The sequence below is a fragment of the Pseudomonas hamedanensis genome (assembly GCF_014268595.2).
Taxonomy (GTDB): Bacteria; Pseudomonadota; Gammaproteobacteria; order Pseudomonadales; family Pseudomonadaceae; genus Aquipseudomonas; species Aquipseudomonas hamedanensis.
Map to the genome: position 1 here is coordinate 529,288 of NZ_CP077091.1, position 14,720 is coordinate 544,007.

Genomic DNA, 14,720 nt, shown 5'->3' on the forward strand with positions numbered 1-14,720 from the left:
CCCACTGCAAGGAGCAACACCCATGAATCTGACTCTGTCGCGCGCGCTGCTGGCGCTGACGCTGGCCGCCAGCACGTTGCTGGCCGGTTGTGCCGCCCCGAAAACCCTGTACCAGTGGGAAGGCTACGAACCGCAAGTCTACGAATACTTCAAAGGCGAAGAGCCGAAAGAAGCCCAGGCCGAAGCGCTGGAGCGCGACCTGCAAAAAATCCGCTCCACTGGCAAAGCCGTACCGCCGGGTTATCACGCGCACCTGGGCCTGCTCTATCTGAGCCTGGGCAAGGACGATCAGATGGTGCAGCAGTTCAACACCGAAAAGGCGCTGTTCCCCGAGTCCGGCACGTACATGGATTTCCTGCTTAAAAACGCCAAGAGCGGAGACGTCAAATGATCTCGCGTACTTTGAAAGTGCTCGTTGCCGGTCTCGCACTGACCGTGCTGGGTGGCTGTGTCGCGCCCAAGACCGTGGATTATTCAGCGTACAAGCAGGCGCGGCCGAAGACCATTCTGGTGCTGCCACCGCTGAACACCTCGCCGGACGTGAAAGCGTCGTACAGTCTGTTGTCGCAAGTGACCTTTCCACTGGCCGAGGCGGGCTATTACGTGCTGCCGATCACCCTGGTGGACGAGACGTTCCGCCAGAACGGCTTGACCACCCCGGACGATATTCATCAGGCCCCACCGGCCAAGCTCAAGGAAATCTTCGGCGCTGACGCGGCGCTGTACATCACCGTGACCGAATACGGTACGCGCTACATGGTGATCAGCAGCGAAACCGCAGTGACCGCAACGGCGAAACTGGTCGACCTCAAGAGCGGCACCACGCTGTGGACCGGCGCGGCGCGGGCGTCGAGTGAAGAGGGCGGCAACAACGGTGGCGGCGGCCTGATCGGCATGCTGATCACGGCGGCGGTGAAGCAGGTCATCAACAGCGCCACCGATGCCGGTTATCCGATTGCCGGCGTGGCGAGCAATCGCCTGCTGTCGGCCGGGCATCCGGCGGGCTTGCTGTATGGGCCGCGCTCGCCGAAGTACGGCACTGACTGAGTTATCGATTACCCCTGAAAACCCTGTAGGAGTGAGCCTGCTCGCGATAGCGGTGTGTCAGATACATTGAAGTGACTGACACACCGCTATCGCGAGCAGGCTCACTCCTACAAGGGGAATGCGTTTTCTGTTGGTTTATTTGGCGGCCGGCCAAAACCGCTCGCCGCCCCCCGGCGCTTCCGTCCACGCTTGCAACGAGCGGGTCGGCAAATCGAAGTAGTCGCGGGTTCGCGCATAGCCGTGGCCACCCATGCGTCCGATTGCATCCAGCGCCAATTGATCGATGTACAGCGTTCTCGGGTCGATCAACTCATCGCGCACATGCGCCATCAGCACTTCACCAAAAATGATTTCCCGCGACTGACCGATATTCAGCGCCATCATCCGTCGGCATTCCAGGGCCACCGGGGCCTCGCCGATGCGCGGGCATTTGACGGTGGTGCCGGCGACGGCGGTCAGGCCCGCAGCCGTCAATTCATCGAAACCCGGCGCGAACGGTACCGCGCAGACGTTCATCGCTTCCACCAGGGCATCGCTGACGATATTCACGGTGAACTCCTGATTCAGCTGGATATTGCGCGTGGTGTCCTTGGGGCTCTGGTCGCCATAGTTCTCGACGCCCAGCGCCAGGATCGGCGGATCGGCTGACAACGCATTGAAGAAACTGAAGGGCGCGGCATTGACCCGACCCTCGCCATCTATGGTGGTTACCAGCGCGATCGGGCGAGGCACGACGCTGCCGATCAGGATCTTGTATTTTTCCCGCGGGCTGAGTTGGCTGAAATCGAAACTGTGCATGGCAGGTCTCTCTAGGAAAGTGGGTCGATGGCGCTCAATGGCGCGGCGGCGCTGTAGTCGTCGGCGAAGGGAATGGCCGGCTGGAACAAGGTCTTCCAGTCCGGTCGGGCAAACGCGCGATCGCTGTGGCTGCGCATCAGTTTTTCGTATTGGCGTTGGGCCTGGCGTTGCAGGGCGGGGTAGTCGACGCCGTTGACCTGAGCGTCGTGCATCACACAACGGCCGTCGATGTAACTGGCGATGCAATCGTCGCCACGCCCGGCCAGCAGGAGGTTTTTCAGCGGATCGAACAACGGCCCCAGATGCAGGCCGCGCAGGCTGAACACGGTGATGTCGGCCTTGGCGCCACAGGCCAGACGTCCGAGATCGTCACGCCCCAGCGCCCGCGCCCCGCCGAGGGTGGCGGCGTTGTACAGGTCGAGGCTGCGGGTCAACGCCGTGCCGCCTTCCATCAGTCGGGCGATGTTCAAGCCGTGGCGCATGTTTTCCAGCAGATCCGCCGGCCAGGTGTCGGTGCCGAGGGCAAAGTTGACGCCCTGGGCGAGGTAGCGGCCGAATGAGTTCAATGCCTCGCCGTCACGGGCGAACACCAGCGGGCAGTGAACCAGGCTCGCGCCGCCATCGATCAGGCGGCGCAGGTCGTCATCGCCTGCGGTGTAGAGGCCGTGGGGCAGGACGCTGCGCGGAGTCAGCAGGTCCAGTTGTTGTAACCAGCCCAACGGCGAAGTGCCGCGCAGTTGCTCAACCATTGCCACTTCGCTGAGCGCCTGACAGCAATGCAGGCGCACCGGTGCGTCCAGTTCGCGGCTCAGTGCCGAGGTGCGTTGCAGCAGCGTTGGCGTACATGTCTGAATGCGATCGGGCAGCAGCGCGCCGCGAATCAAACCGCCGTGGCTACCATCGAAATCCTTGAAAAACCGTTCCGCCGCAGCCAGTCCGGCCAACCCTCGCGGCTCATCCCAGTGGTGAGCGAGGCTTCCATCGGCGCGCCAGTAGCTCATGCCGCTCATGTAACACGGGCCAAGATAGGTGCGCAGACCCAGTTCTGCCGCGACGCCCGCGACCGCTGCAAACTCGTCGTAGGTTTCCGCCCACTCGCGGTAGTACATCGACGTGATCGGCATGGCGGTGGTGATGCCATTACGGATCAACTGAGTGAAGGCGTAGCGGTATTTGAAAACTTCTTCTTCGGCGCTGTAAGTCTCGCGCGGGCCGGCCGCCAGATACTCCGCCGACCCCATGCGGCCCATGGCGCGCTCGTCGCCGTTATCGAGGGTCAACACCGTGGAATCGAGATCGCCGAGGGCGTCCAGGTCGATGAAGCCAGGGCCGATCAACGCGTTGCCGTAGTCGATCCATTGATCCACCGGGCCTGAATAACCGCGACCGACAAATTCGATGCGCGACCCTTCAAACACCACCTCGCCGTCACGCCACAGCACATGCTGCGTGCCGTCGAAACCGACCACGCAACTGGCCTTCAAGCCGATCCGTTTCACAAGCGGCTGCTCAGCAAGCGACCGCCGCTGGCAATCAATTCGCCGCCGCGATAGACCTCACGCAACGGGCGCGCCACCACGGCCTCGCCAAGGGTTTCCACGGGCATCAACAAAAAGTCTGCAGGGCGCCCGAGGCCCACGCCGTAGCCGTCGATACCCAGCGCCCGAGCGCCGTTGACCGTGGCCGCGTCAAACACCGCCGCCAGCTCATCGTCCTTGCCCAGGTCGAAACGAAACGCCAGCAGCATCGCCCGCTCGAGCATGTCGCCATTGCCCATCGGCGACCACGCATCGCGGATGCCGTCCGAGCCAAGGCACAGGTTGACGCCGGCTTCACGCAGGGCCAGAAACGGCGGCACTGCGCAGTCGGCCGGCGCCGAACTCATCAGCGAAATGCCCAGCGCGGCCAAATGCTCGGCCACCGGTTTGACCTGGCTCCACGGCAACATGCCAAGGCAATAGGCGTGGCTGATCATGACGCGATTGTGCAAAGCGAAACGCTCGGTGTAGTCGGCGATGAGCGCGATCTGCCACAGCCCCAGTTCACCTTTGTCATGCAGATGAATGTCCACGCCTCGGTCAAATTTCGCCGCCAGTTCGAAGACGAAATCAAGCTGGGCAATCGGGTCGTTGTCGATGCCGCACGGGTCGAGGCCACCGACGTTTTCCACCCCCAGCGCCATGGCTTCGCGCATCAGTTCGGCGGTACCGGGGCGGCTGATCAGCCCGGTTTGCGGGAACACCACCAGTTGCAGGTCAATCAGGTCCCGATAGCGTTCGCGCAATTGCTGCATGGCCTGGACGTGGCGCAGGCCGAACTCCGGGTCGATGTCGACGTGGCAGCGCATCGTCAGCGAGCCTCGGGCGATGCAGTTTTCCAGCAGCGCGCCGGCGCGTTCGCTGATAGGCGCCTGGACCTCACGCAAGACGCGGCGCTCGTTGCTGATGTAATCCTTGAGCGTCGGCCCGGCGCTGTTCGGGCGCCAGGGTTGGCCGTAGAGGGTTTTGTCGAGGTGGACGTGACTTTCCACCAGGGCGGCGGTGAGCAATTGGTTACGACCGTCGATGTCGCTGGCGGCCACGGGCGTGCCGCAGGCCGGGCGGCGCTGGGTGAACAGGCCGTTTTCGATCAGCAGATCTTCGGCGGGAGCGCCGTAGGGGCGAACGTTGCGGAGCCAGTGTGGCTGGGTCATACAAACCTCATTCAGGTTTTATTTTCGTGTTGGCTGTGCGGGCCTCTTCGCGAGCAGGCTCACTCCCACAGGGGAATGCACTCCAATGTGGGAGCGAGCCTGCTCGCGAAAGCCGCGCCTCGGTTTCAAGTCAGGCGATCAACCCTTGAGCTTCGACCAGATCCGGTCCTGCAGCTCGCGGGCCTTGTTGCTGCATTCTTTCTCGGGTCGCAGGCGCGAAGCGTATTCCTCGGGCATGTTGATCGCGTCCATGACTTTCCACTTCGGATCGAGCAAGGCGTCGCTCTGAATCCCGTTGGCGTAGGCGATCGCATTGGACACGGCTGCGGCGTTCTCGGGCTTCATCATCCAGTTGATGAAGATTTTCGCGTTGCCCGGGTGTGGCGCGCTTTTCGGCACGGCGAAGTTGTCCTGAAACATCGCCAGGCCTTCGCGCGGATAGACGTACTTGATCGTGCTCTTTTGCAAGGTGGCGCGGGCGGTCGAGCCGTTCCAGTTCTGCATCATGATCACCTCGCCCGAGGCCATACGGTCGACGGTGTTGTCGGAGCTGTACATCTTCAAAAACGGTTTTTGCTTTTGCAGCAGTTCAAGGATGCGTTTGGCGTCCTGCGGGTTTTCGCTGCATTCGTCGACATTGAGGTAATGGCTGGCGGCGTTGATCACGCTGCTCGACGTATCCAGCGCGGCGAGCTGGCCTTGCAGTTCCTTGCGCGGTTCGAAGAATTCTTTCCACGAATCATCCAGCTTGCCGCCCGGTACCCGCGCGCTGTCGTAGGAAAACCCGGTGGTGCCCCACAGATAGGGCGCGGAAAACTGGCGGCCCGGGTCGAAGACAGGGTCACGGAACGGCGCTTTGACGTACTGGAAGTTGCTCAGGCCCGGCGCGTCGATGGGCAGCAGCAGGTCCTGCTTGATCAGCGTTTGCATGATCGACTGCGAGGGCACGATCACGTCATACGCCGCGCCACCGGCCTGCAACTTGGCGAGCAGGGTTTCGTTGCTGTCATAGCCGTCCATCGTCACCTTGATGCCGGTTTCCTTTTCGAATTTGCTCAGCAGTTCGACCGGGTAGTAGTCGGTCCAGTTGTAGAAAAACAGTTCTTTCGGTTCGGCGGCGTGGGCGCTGAACGCGGTGAAACAACTCAGGGCCAGACCGGACATTGCCAGACGCATGCGTTTGCTTTTCATGAACAGAGCGCTCCAGGTTTATTGTTGTTTACCGCGTTGGCCCAGCCAGAAGGCCAGCACCACCAGGACAATCGAGATCACCAGCATCAGTGTCGAGATCGCATTGATCTCCGGGGTGACGCCGGCCTTGATCGCCGAGAAGATGTACACCGGCAACGTGGTCGATCCGGGGCCGGCGACGAAGAAGGTCATGATGAAATCGTCGAGACTGACTACGAACGCCAGCACCGCACCGGACAGCACCGCCGGCCACAGCAGCGGCAGGGTCACGCGGCGGAACACCTGCCACGGATTGGCGTAGAGGTCGTTCGCCGCTTCCAGCAGGCTCTTGTCCAGATCGTTGAGGCGCGCACGGATCGGCAGGTAAGCGAAAGGAATGCAGAAGCCGATGTGCGCGACGATCACCGTCAGCAAACCGAGCTTGATCCCCAGCGCCATGAACAGCAGCAACGTCGCCACTGCGGTGACGATTTCCGGCAGGATCAGCGGCAGGTTGATCCCGCCCTCGACCATTTTCTGTCCGTAGAACGGCCGGTAGGTTGCCAGCGCCGCCAGCAGGGCAATGGCCGTGGCGCACACCGTGGCGATCGTCGCGACGATGATCGAATTCAGCGCCGCGGTTTGAATCGACGGGTTGGCCAGGATCCGTCCGTACCAGGCGAACGAAAATTCGCTCCACACCGTTGCCGAACGGTTGGCGTTGAAGCTGTAGACGATCAGCACCAGGATCGGCAGGTACAGATAGGCGAGGACCAGCAGGCTGATTTCGCGGGTCGCCGGCAGTTTTTTCAGGTGCAGAGAGATCATGGCCGGGCTCCACGGTTAAGGGTTTTTGCCGCACGGCGGCTGTAGAGCGCGTAGAGCACCAGCGACACCAGCAGAATCGCCAACAGCAGGAACGACAGCGAACTGCCCAGCGGCCAGTTGCGCGCGGTACCGAACTGTTGCTGGATCAGGTTGCCGATCATCAGGGTCTTGCCGCCGCCGAGAATCGCCGGCGTGATAAAGGCACCGAGGCTCGGCACGAACACCAGCAGCGCGCCGGCAATCACGCCGGGCATCGACAGCGGCAAAATGATCCGCCGCAGCGCGTGCCAGCGGTTGGCGCCGAGGTCATACGCGGCTTCCACCAGACGCCAGTCGAGTTTTTCCAGGGTCGAATAGATCGGCAGGATCATGAACGGCAAAAAGCTGTAAACCAGACCGACACTCACCGCGAAGTCGTTGTAGAGCAGGGTGATGCCGCCGGCACTGGGGAACAGCGCGTTGAGGCTTTGGGCGACCCAGCCGTGTTCGCGCAGGATGATCAGCCACGCGTAGTTGCGGATCAGCAGGTTGGTCCAGAACGGGATGGTGATGAGCAGCACCATCAGGTTGCGCCGGCGCGGGGTCAGACTCGACATCCACAACGCCACCGGGAACCCGAACAGAAAGCACAACAGCGTGGTGCCGCCGGCCTGCAGCACCGAGCGCAACAGGGCTTGGGCGTAGACCCAGTTCAACTCCAGTTCGCCGTCGAAACCTTCCTGGAAAAACAGCTGCACATAGCTGTGCAGTTGCCATTCGGCCTGCCAGTCGACGCCGCCGTAAGTGTTGCGCGGCAGCAAGCTGATGTAGCCCATGATGCCCAACGGAATGGCGATCAGGGCAAGCAGGGTCAACACCACCGGGCTGAGTAACAGCGCGCGGTTGAGCGCGGGGGACGTGCTTCTGACGCTCATCTCAGGCCTCCATCAACAGGCAGGCGTGCGGCGGCAGGTGCACGGCGACGCCTTCGCCGACGGCACGGCCACGGCTCAGGCCTTCGTTGTTTTCGCGCAGCATGACTTTGATGTCGTTGTTCAGGCGGCACTGGTACAGCGTGGCAGTGCCGACATACAGCACCGCCTCGATCACCCCGCGCAGGTGATGCGGTTCACTGGCTTCGACCAGCCGCGAGCGCTCCGGACGGAACGCCAGTTGCACGTTGCTGCCAGCGAAGCCTTGCGGCTGGCAAGGGATCTCGACGGGCAGGCCGTTGGGCACAAACAGTTTTTCGTTGTGCGCGCCGTGCTTGAGCTGGCCGGGAATGAAGTTGATATCGCCGATGAACTGCGCGACAAAGCGGTGTTGCGGGTGCTCGTAGATCTCGGTCGGCGTGCCGATCTGGAGGATTCTGCCGGCGGCCATCACCGCGATCCGATCCGACAGGGTCAGCGCTTCTTCCTGATCGTGAGTGACGAAAATAAAGGTGATGCCGGCTTCTTTCTGCACGCGCTTGAGTTCGACCTGCATTTCCTTGCGCAACTTCAGGTCCAGCGCCGACAGCGGTTCATCAAGCAGCAGGACTTTTGGTTTCGGCGCCAAGGCCCGGGCCAGCGCCACGCGTTGCTGTTGACCGCCGGACAGTTGCGCCGGTTTACGCGCCGCCAGCGCTTGCATTTGCACCAGCGCGAGCATCTCGTCGACACGATCGGGGATCGACTTGCGATCAAGACCCTGCATCTCCAGGCCGAAGGCGATATTCTGCGCAACACTCATGTGCGGAAACAGCGCGTAGCTCTGGAACACCGTGTTGACCCGGCGCTTGAACGGTGGCAGATGATTGACCGCTTCGCCCGCCAGGCGAATCTCGCCTTCACTGACGTGTTCGAAACCGGCAATGGTGCGCAGCAGGGTGGTCTTGCCGCAGCCGGAAGGGCCGAGCAGGGTGAAAAATTCGTTATCGGCGATGTTTACCGAAACGTTGTCGAGGGCCGGTGCGAGGCCGGGATCATCGGAGTACCGTTTTGAAACATTGCGCACTTCAATTGCTTTTGGTTGACCCATAATGGTGCAATCCTCTAATTATTGTATGCAATATCTGAATGCAATTTAGAAATACCCGGATTAATCTGCGTGTGCAACCCCCTTTTTCCATGGCCAGGCATCGCCAGGGGCTGGTTGCCCGACGCTAAAGGAGTGTTGCAATGACCGAGAAGAAACTGGAAACCACGGTCGACCGCGTCTACCAAGGGGTTTACGAGGCGATCAGCAAACGTTCGTTGCGCCCGGGGATGAAACTGGGCGAGGCCTCGCTGGCCGAATTATTTAATGTCAGCCGCACGTCGGTGCGAGCGGCCTTGAAGCAATTGGAGGCCGACGGACTGGTCACCACCGAGCCCAATAAGGGTGCGTCGGTGTCGCTGCCGAGCAACGAAGAGATCCGTTCGCTGTTCGAAACCCGCCGCCTGATCGAGATCGGCATCGTTACCGAGCTGTGCCGACGCAAGGACAGTGCCGCCATGCAGGACCTGCGCGAGCACCTGTTGCTCGAAGACGAGGCGCATGCCGCTGGCGATCACGAGCGACTGATTCACCTGCTCGGCGAGTTCCACATCAAACTCGCCCGCAGCCTGAACAATCCGGTGTTGCTCGACTGGTTCCAGAAGCTGATTTCCCGTGCGTCGCTGTACGCCGCCGCACTGGACGACGACAGTCACGAAGTCTGTCGTGACGACGAGCATTTGCGCCTGATCGAATACATCGAGGCCGGCAATCAGAGCGCTGCCATCGAGCTGACCTGCATGCACTTGAACGGCATCGAGAAGGCCATTCTTGACGTCGCCGCCAAAATGAAAACCGGCTACCACCCCCTGAAACACCTGATTGGGGTCTAGTCGTCGCGCGCAGTTGAAATCAGCTATACCTCGTATGAAACCAATACGAATGCAGACGCTCGAAACAGACGGGCGTCGCGTCGTGCCGGCGTCGCGATTTGTCAGCCAACCACCACAGGACACCGAGTCAATCGATGCAGTTTTTATCCGATAGCTACGGGTGTGACGGCTGGAAAGGCGAAATGGCCGCACGGATCCGTACGTTCGACTGGAGCCGCACCGAACTGGGCCCGCTGGATACCTGGCCTGCCAGCCTGTGCAGCACGGTGCAACTGATGCTCGCCTCGCAAATGCCGATGGTGATGCTCTGGGGGCGCGCCGGGTACATGATCTACAACGACGCCTATTCGCAGTTCGCCGGTGGCCGCCACCCCTCGCTGCTGGGGTCGCCAGTGGAACTGGGCTGGCCGGAAGTCGCCGATTTCAACCGCAACGTGGTCGACACCTGCCTGGCGGGCGGCACCTTGTCGTATCGCAACAAAGTCCTGGTGCTATGGCGCGACGGCGTTCCTGAAGACGTCTGGCTTGACCTTTATTACAGCCCCGTGGCCAATGACGAGGGCGTCCCTGCCGGCGTCATGGCGATGGTGGTGGAAACCACCGAGTTCGTACTCTCCGAACGCCTGCGCCAGGAAGCGGAAAACGCTTACCGGGCCGATAACGAACGGGTGCGGCTGGCGCTGAATGCCGGGGCCTTGCTTGGCTCCTTTGTCTGGGACATCAAGCACGACACGCTGTCGGCCGATGAACGCTTTGCCCGTACCTTCTCCTACCCGCCGGATCAGGACCTGAGCAACCTGGCGCAGGACGTTGCCGAGTCGCGCATCCATGCCGATGACCGCGCCTGGGTGAAGGAACGTATTGCCAGGGCTGTGCAGACCGGCGAGCCCTATAACGCCGAATACCGCGTGCTGCGCAGTGATGGCAGTTATCTGTGGGTACTTGCCAGCGGTGCGTGCGAGTTTGACGAACACGGCGAGCCGTTGCGTTTCCCCGGGGTGTTGCTCGACATCCATGAGCGCAAAAACGCCGAAGAATCCCTGCTCAAGTTCACCCGCAACCTTGAACAGCGTGTCGCTGAAGAGGTCGACGCGCGGCTGGCGGCGGAAGAGCAGTTGCGCCAGTCGCAGAAGCTCGAAGCCATCGGCGGCCTGACTGGCGGCGTCGCTCACGACTTCAACAATCTGCTGCAAGTGATCGCCGGCAACCTGCACTTGCTGGCCCGGCATGAACCGGATAACGCCAACGTGCAACGCCGGGTCGGTGCGTCGCTGGCGGCGGTCGAGCGAGGCGCCAAGTTGTCCTCGCAGCTGCTCGCGTTTGCCCGCCGACAACCATTGTCACCGGCGGTGTGCAATCCGCGGCAAATCTTCGAAGGTGTCGGTGAGCTGCTGCAACGCGCACTGGGCGAAACCATTCAGATCGACGTGCAACTGCCTTCGCAGCCGTGGCACGTCTACGTCGACCGCAACCAACTGGAAAACGCCATCCTCAATCTGGCGATCAACGCCCGCGACGCCATGAAAGGTGAGGGCACCATTGGCCTGAGCGCTGCCAACGTTCGCCTCGACCACCAGTTCTGTCACGGTAAAGGTATCGCCGCCGGCGACTTCGTGCGGGTCGCGGTCAGTGACACCGGCGTCGGCATCGCGCCGCAGATGCTTGAGCAAGTGTTCGAACCGTTTTTCACCACCAAGGCCGATGGCCAGGGCACCGGCCTGGGGTTGAGCATGGTGTTCGGTTTCGTCAAACAGAGCGGCGGTCACGTCGAGATCGACAGCGCGGTGGGCGAGGGCACACGGGTGCAACTGTACTTCCCGCGCAGCTTGCGCCCGATCCTCGATGACGCGCCCAACCTGCAACGCCAGCAGAGCGGCGGTCACGAGACGCTGCTGGTGGTCGAGGACAACGACGCGGTGCGGGCTTCGGCGGTCGAACTGCTGCGCGAAGAGGGGTATCGCGTACTGACTGCCGCCAACGGCGACGCGGCGATGCAGATGTTGCTGGAAGGTGTCGAAGTGGACTTGATTTTCACCGACGTGGTCATGCCGGGGCTGATCAAAAGTTCCGACCTGGCCGGCTGGGCCAAGGTCCAGGCGCCACCGGTGCCGGTGCTGTTCACTTCCGGCCACACCCGCGACATCATCTCGCGCAATCACCAGTTGAGTCCCGACACGCACCTGCTCGGCAAACCGTATAGCCCGCAAGCGATGTTGCAGATGATCCGCGCGGTCCTCAGTGCCTGATGCATGGCCCTTGGCGGTGGCGAGCTCATCGCCACCGGTTTCGCGCGTGATCCCTTTTTTCCGATCAAGGCCGGCCCATGACTTCCAAGCGTAATTCCACAGCACCCAGCGGCATGGTTCGAGTGCGCGGTGCCCGTGAGCATAATCTGAAAAACGTCGACGTCGACATTCCCCGCGATGCGCTGGTGGTGTTCACCGGAGTGTCCGGTTCGGGCAAATCATCCCTGGCGTTTTCCACCCTGTATGCCGAAGCCCAGCGCCGCTACTTCGAGTCCGTGGCGCCCTATGCCCGGCGTCTGATCGATCAGGTCGGCGTGCCGGATGTCGACTCCATCGAAGGTTTGCCGCCTGCCGTCGCCCTGCAACAACAGCGCGGCACGCCGAGTACGCGTTCGTCGGTGGGCAGCGTGACCACGTTGTCGAGTCTGATCCGCATGCTCTATTCACGTGCCGGCAGTTATCCGCCGGGGCAGCCGATGCTGTACGCCGAGGATTTTTCGCCAAACACGCCGCAGGGCGCGTGCCCTGAATGTCACGGGCTTGGACGCGTCTATGAGGTGACCGAGGCGCTGATGGTGCCGGATCCGAACCTGACCATCCGGCAACGCGCCGTGGCTTCCTGGCCGCTGGCGTGGCAGGGCCAGAACCTGCGCGACATCCTCGTGACCCTGGGCATCGATGTCGACATTCCCTGGAAGAAGCTGCCGAAAAAACAGCGCGACTGGATTCTCTTCACCGAAGAAACGCCGACGGTGCCGGTGTACGCCGGGCTGACCCCGGAAGAAACCCGCGTGGCGCTCAAGCGCAAGCTGGAACCCAGCTATCAGGGCACCTTTACCGGCGCCCGACGCTACATCCTGCATACCTTCACCCACTCGCAAAGTGCGCTGATGAAAAAGCGTGTTTCGCAGTTCATGCTCGGCAGTCCTTGTCCGCTGTGTGACGGCAAGCGCCTGAAACGCGAGGCGCTGTCAGTGACCTTCGCCGGCTACGACATCGGTGAGTTGTCGCGGATGCCGTTGCTGCAAGTGGCCGAAGTATTGAGGCCCGTCGCCACGGCGAGTTACCTGGAACTGGCCGAAGAACCTACGCAAACCCTGAGCCCGGCGCAGACGCGCGAAGCCCGCCAGCAACGCGCAGCCCATGGCGCCAGCGCCCACGCCAATGCACCGGATGTGCGTCACACGCCAAACCTGTCGCTGGAAAAACGCCTGGCGGCGCAGCGTATCGCCGAGGATTTGCTCGAGCGTGTCAGTACCCTCACCGATCTGGGCCTGGGGTATCTGGCGCTGGAGCGCAGCACGCCGACCCTGTCTTCGGGCGAGTTGCAGCGCTTGCGCCTGGCGACGCAATTGGGTTCGCAACTGTTCGGCGTGATCTATGTGCTCGATGAGCCGTCCGCCGGGCTGCATCCGGCCGATGGCGAAGCGCTGTTCGAGGCGCTGCAACGCTTGAAGGCTGACGGCAACACACTGTTTGTGGTCGAGCATGACGTGGAAACCATGCGCCGCGCCGACTGGCTGATCGATGTCGGTCCGGCGGCGGGCGAGCAGGGCGGGCAGGTGTTGTACAGCGGTCCGCCCGCCGGCCTGGCCGAGATTGAGCTGTCGCAGACGCGGGCGTATCTGTTTGCCGAATCGCCGCGCCAGGCCCGCACGGTGCGCAAACCGACGGCCTGGCTGAAGCTGGAGGGCATTACCCGCAACAACCTGGACAACCTCAGCGCCGAGTTTCCCCTGGGCTGCTTTACTTCAGTGACCGGCGTGTCCGGGTCCGGCAAATCGAGTCTGGTCAGTCAGGCCTTGCTGGAGCTGGTCGGCGCACAACTGGGGCGGCCGACGGTGGAGGCCGAGCCTGACGAACTCAGCCTTGAAGACGAAGCACCGAAGGTCAGCACGGGGCAGGTCACGTCCGGGCTGGAGTCGATCAAACGCCTGGTACAGGTCGATCAGAAACCCATCGGCCGTACACCGCGCTCCAACCTGGCGACCTACACCGGGTTGTTCGACAACGTACGCAAGCTGTTCGCCGCCACCGAGCAGGCGCGAGCTGCCGGCTACGATGCTGGGCAGTTTTCCTTCAATGTCGCCAAGGGCCGTTGCGCCACCTGCGAGGGCGAAGGTTTCGTCAGTGTCGAGCTGCTGTTCATGCCCAGCGTGTATGCACCATGCCCGACTTGCCATGGTGCGCGGTATAACCCGCCGACACTGGCGATCATGTGGAATGGCCTGAGCATCGCCCAAGTGCTGCAACTGACCGTCGATCAAGCGTTGCCGGTGTTCGCCGAGCAACCGGCGATCCGCCGCGCGCTGGAGGTGCTGCGCGACATCGGCCTCGGCTACCTGCGGCTGGGACAACCCGCCACGGAGTTGTCCGGCGGCGAAGCGCAGCGCATCAAACTCGCCACCGAACTGCAGCGCAACCAGCGGGGTGCAACCTTGTACGTGCTGGATGAACCGACGACGGGCCTGCACCCGCGCGATGTCGATCGTTTGCTGGAGCAACTGGATACCTTGGTGACGGCGGGGCATACGGTGATCGTCGTCGAGCATGAAATGCGCGTGGTGGCGCAAAGTGACTGGGTCATCGATATCGGCCCGGGGGCGGGCGATCAGGGTGGCAGGATAGTCGTGGCCGGCACACCGCAGACAGTCGCGGCGAAAAAGCACAGCAAGACGGCGCCGTTTTTGGCACGCGCCTTGAGCCGATGACAGGCGAGGCGGCGACCACACATACACAACCCATTGTGGGAGCGAGCTTGCTCGCGAAAGCGGACTGTCAGCCACAGCCGAGCTGACTGACCCGACGCCTTCGCTGGCAAGCCAGCTCCCACAGGTTTTGATGCGTCCCCGAGATAGCGGCCCCACACAAGTCCACTGTGGGAGCGAGCTTGCTCGCGAAAGCGGCCTGTCAGCCACAACTGCACTGACTGACCCGACGCCTTCGCTGGCAAGCCAGCTCCCACAGGGTTTGGCGGTGCATGGGCAATTGCGGGCCGAACACAAATTCACTGTAGGAGCGAGCCTGCTCGCGAAAGCGGACTATCAGCCACAACTGCACTGACTGACCCGACGCCTTCGCTGGCAAGCCAGCTCCCACAGGTTTTGA

At 62.2% G+C, this 14,720-nt stretch carries 12 protein-coding genes; 5 read left to right on the forward strand and 7 right to left on the reverse strand.

Features of this window, described 5'->3' with window-relative positions:
* Nucleotides 1–22: 22 nt before the first annotated feature.
* Nucleotides 23–391 (forward strand): DUF4810 domain-containing protein, encoded by a 369-nt coding sequence (locus HU739_RS02345; RefSeq protein ID WP_186546632.1) that lies wholly within the window; start codon nt 23–25, stop codon nt 389–391.
* On the forward strand, nt 388–1,047 hold the full coding sequence (locus HU739_RS02350; protein ID WP_186546630.1) for a DUF799 domain-containing protein: 660 nt from the start codon (nt 388–390) through the stop codon (nt 1,045–1,047). Before HU739_RS02345 ends, HU739_RS02350 begins: the two co-directional genes overlap by 4 nt.
* Before the next feature lie 135 nt (nt 1,048–1,182).
* Here HU739_RS02350 and HU739_RS02355 read toward each other — a convergent pair whose 3' ends face one another.
* The 7 genes from HU739_RS02355 to HU739_RS02385 all read right to left on the reverse strand — a co-directional run bounded on the left by HU739_RS02355 (nt 1,183) and on the right by HU739_RS02385 (nt 8,536).
* A complete protein-coding gene (locus HU739_RS02355) occupies nt 1,183–1,845 on the reverse strand; it encodes a flavin reductase family protein (protein WP_186546629.1) in 663 nt (220 codons plus the stop codon).
* Nucleotides 1,846–1,856: 11 nt separating this feature from the next.
* Complete coding sequence (locus HU739_RS02360) at nt 1,857–3,344, reverse strand: amidohydrolase family protein (protein WP_186546627.1); 1,488 nt, start codon at nt 3,342–3,344, stop codon at nt 1,857–1,859.
* Nucleotides 3,341–4,537, reverse strand: coding sequence for an amidohydrolase family protein (locus HU739_RS02365; RefSeq protein ID WP_186546625.1), 1,197 nt, complete (start codon nt 4,535–4,537; stop codon nt 3,341–3,343). The genes HU739_RS02360 and HU739_RS02365 overlap by 4 nt, the downstream gene beginning before the upstream one ends.
* A gap of 138 nt (nt 4,538–4,675) precedes the next feature.
* Nucleotides 4,676–5,728 carry an extracellular solute-binding protein gene (locus tag HU739_RS02370; RefSeq protein ID WP_186546624.1) on the reverse strand — a complete coding sequence of 351 codons (1,053 nt, stop codon included), beginning with the start codon at nt 5,726–5,728 and terminating at the stop codon, nt 4,676–4,678.
* Between the two features lie 18 nt (nt 5,729–5,746).
* On the reverse strand, nt 5,747–6,535 hold the full coding sequence (locus tag HU739_RS02375; protein ID WP_186546622.1) for an ABC transporter permease: 789 nt from the start codon (nt 6,533–6,535) through the stop codon (nt 5,747–5,749).
* On the reverse strand, nt 6,532–7,449 hold the full coding sequence (locus HU739_RS02380; protein ID WP_186546620.1) for an ABC transporter permease: 918 nt from the start codon (nt 7,447–7,449) through the stop codon (nt 6,532–6,534). Before HU739_RS02380 ends, HU739_RS02375 begins: the two co-directional genes overlap by 4 nt.
* Nucleotide 7,450: 1 nt before the next feature.
* Nucleotides 7,451–8,536: an ABC transporter ATP-binding protein gene (locus HU739_RS02385; protein ID WP_186546618.1), complete on the reverse strand. Its 1,086-nt coding sequence runs from the start codon at nt 8,534–8,536 to the stop codon at nt 7,451–7,453.
* Nucleotides 8,537–8,676: 140 nt separating this feature from the next.
* Here HU739_RS02385 and HU739_RS02390 point away from each other — a divergent pair, with 140 nt between their 5' ends.
* The 3 genes from HU739_RS02390 to HU739_RS02400 all read left to right on the forward strand — a co-directional run bounded on the left by HU739_RS02390 (nt 8,677) and on the right by HU739_RS02400 (nt 14,323).
* Nucleotides 8,677–9,366, forward strand: a complete 690-nt coding sequence (locus HU739_RS02390; protein WP_008085895.1) for a GntR family transcriptional regulator — start codon at nt 8,677–8,679, stop codon at nt 9,364–9,366.
* 134 nt (nt 9,367–9,500) lie between these two features.
* Nucleotides 9,501–11,612 (forward strand): hybrid sensor histidine kinase/response regulator, encoded by a 2,112-nt coding sequence (locus HU739_RS02395; protein WP_186546616.1) that lies wholly within the window; start codon nt 9,501–9,503, stop codon nt 11,610–11,612.
* A 77-nt stretch (nt 11,613–11,689) separates the two neighbouring features.
* Nucleotides 11,690–14,323 (forward strand): excinuclease ABC subunit UvrA, encoded by a 2,634-nt coding sequence (locus HU739_RS02400; protein ID WP_186546614.1) that lies wholly within the window; start codon nt 11,690–11,692, stop codon nt 14,321–14,323.
* The last annotated feature ends 397 nt before the right edge of the window (nt 14,324–14,720 follow it).

Bases quoted from the DNA above. Each gene is read 5' to 3' on its own strand.
- HU739_RS02355 (WP_186546629.1), bottom strand. From the start codon at position 1,845: ATGCACAGTTTCGATTTCAGCCAACTCAGCCCGCGGGAAAAATACAAG.
- HU739_RS02385 (WP_186546618.1), bottom strand. From the start codon at position 8,536: ATGGGTCAACCAAAAGCAATTGAAGTGCGCAATGTTTCAAAACGGTAC.
- HU739_RS02345 (WP_186546632.1), top strand. From the start codon at position 23: ATGAATCTGACTCTGTCGCGCGCGCTGCTGGCGCTGACGCTGGCCGCC.
- HU739_RS02375 (WP_186546622.1), bottom strand. From the start codon at position 6,535: ATGATCTCTCTGCACCTGAAAAAACTGCCGGCGACCCGCGAAATCAGC.
- HU739_RS02370 (WP_186546624.1), bottom strand. From the start codon at position 5,728: ATGAAAAGCAAACGCATGCGTCTGGCAATGTCCGGTCTGGCCCTGAGT.
- HU739_RS02400 (WP_186546614.1), top strand. From the start codon at position 11,690: ATGACTTCCAAGCGTAATTCCACAGCACCCAGCGGCATGGTTCGAGTG.
- HU739_RS02365 (WP_186546625.1), bottom strand. From the start codon at position 4,537: ATGACCCAGCCACACTGGCTCCGCAACGTTCGCCCCTACGGCGCTCCC.
- HU739_RS02380 (WP_186546620.1), bottom strand. From the start codon at position 7,449: ATGAGCGTCAGAAGCACGTCCCCCGCGCTCAACCGCGCGCTGTTACTC.
- HU739_RS02350 (WP_186546630.1), top strand. From the start codon at position 388: ATGATCTCGCGTACTTTGAAAGTGCTCGTTGCCGGTCTCGCACTGACC.
- HU739_RS02390 (WP_008085895.1), top strand. From the start codon at position 8,677: ATGACCGAGAAGAAACTGGAAACCACGGTCGACCGCGTCTACCAAGGG.
- HU739_RS02395 (WP_186546616.1), top strand. From the start codon at position 9,501: ATGCAGTTTTTATCCGATAGCTACGGGTGTGACGGCTGGAAAGGCGAA.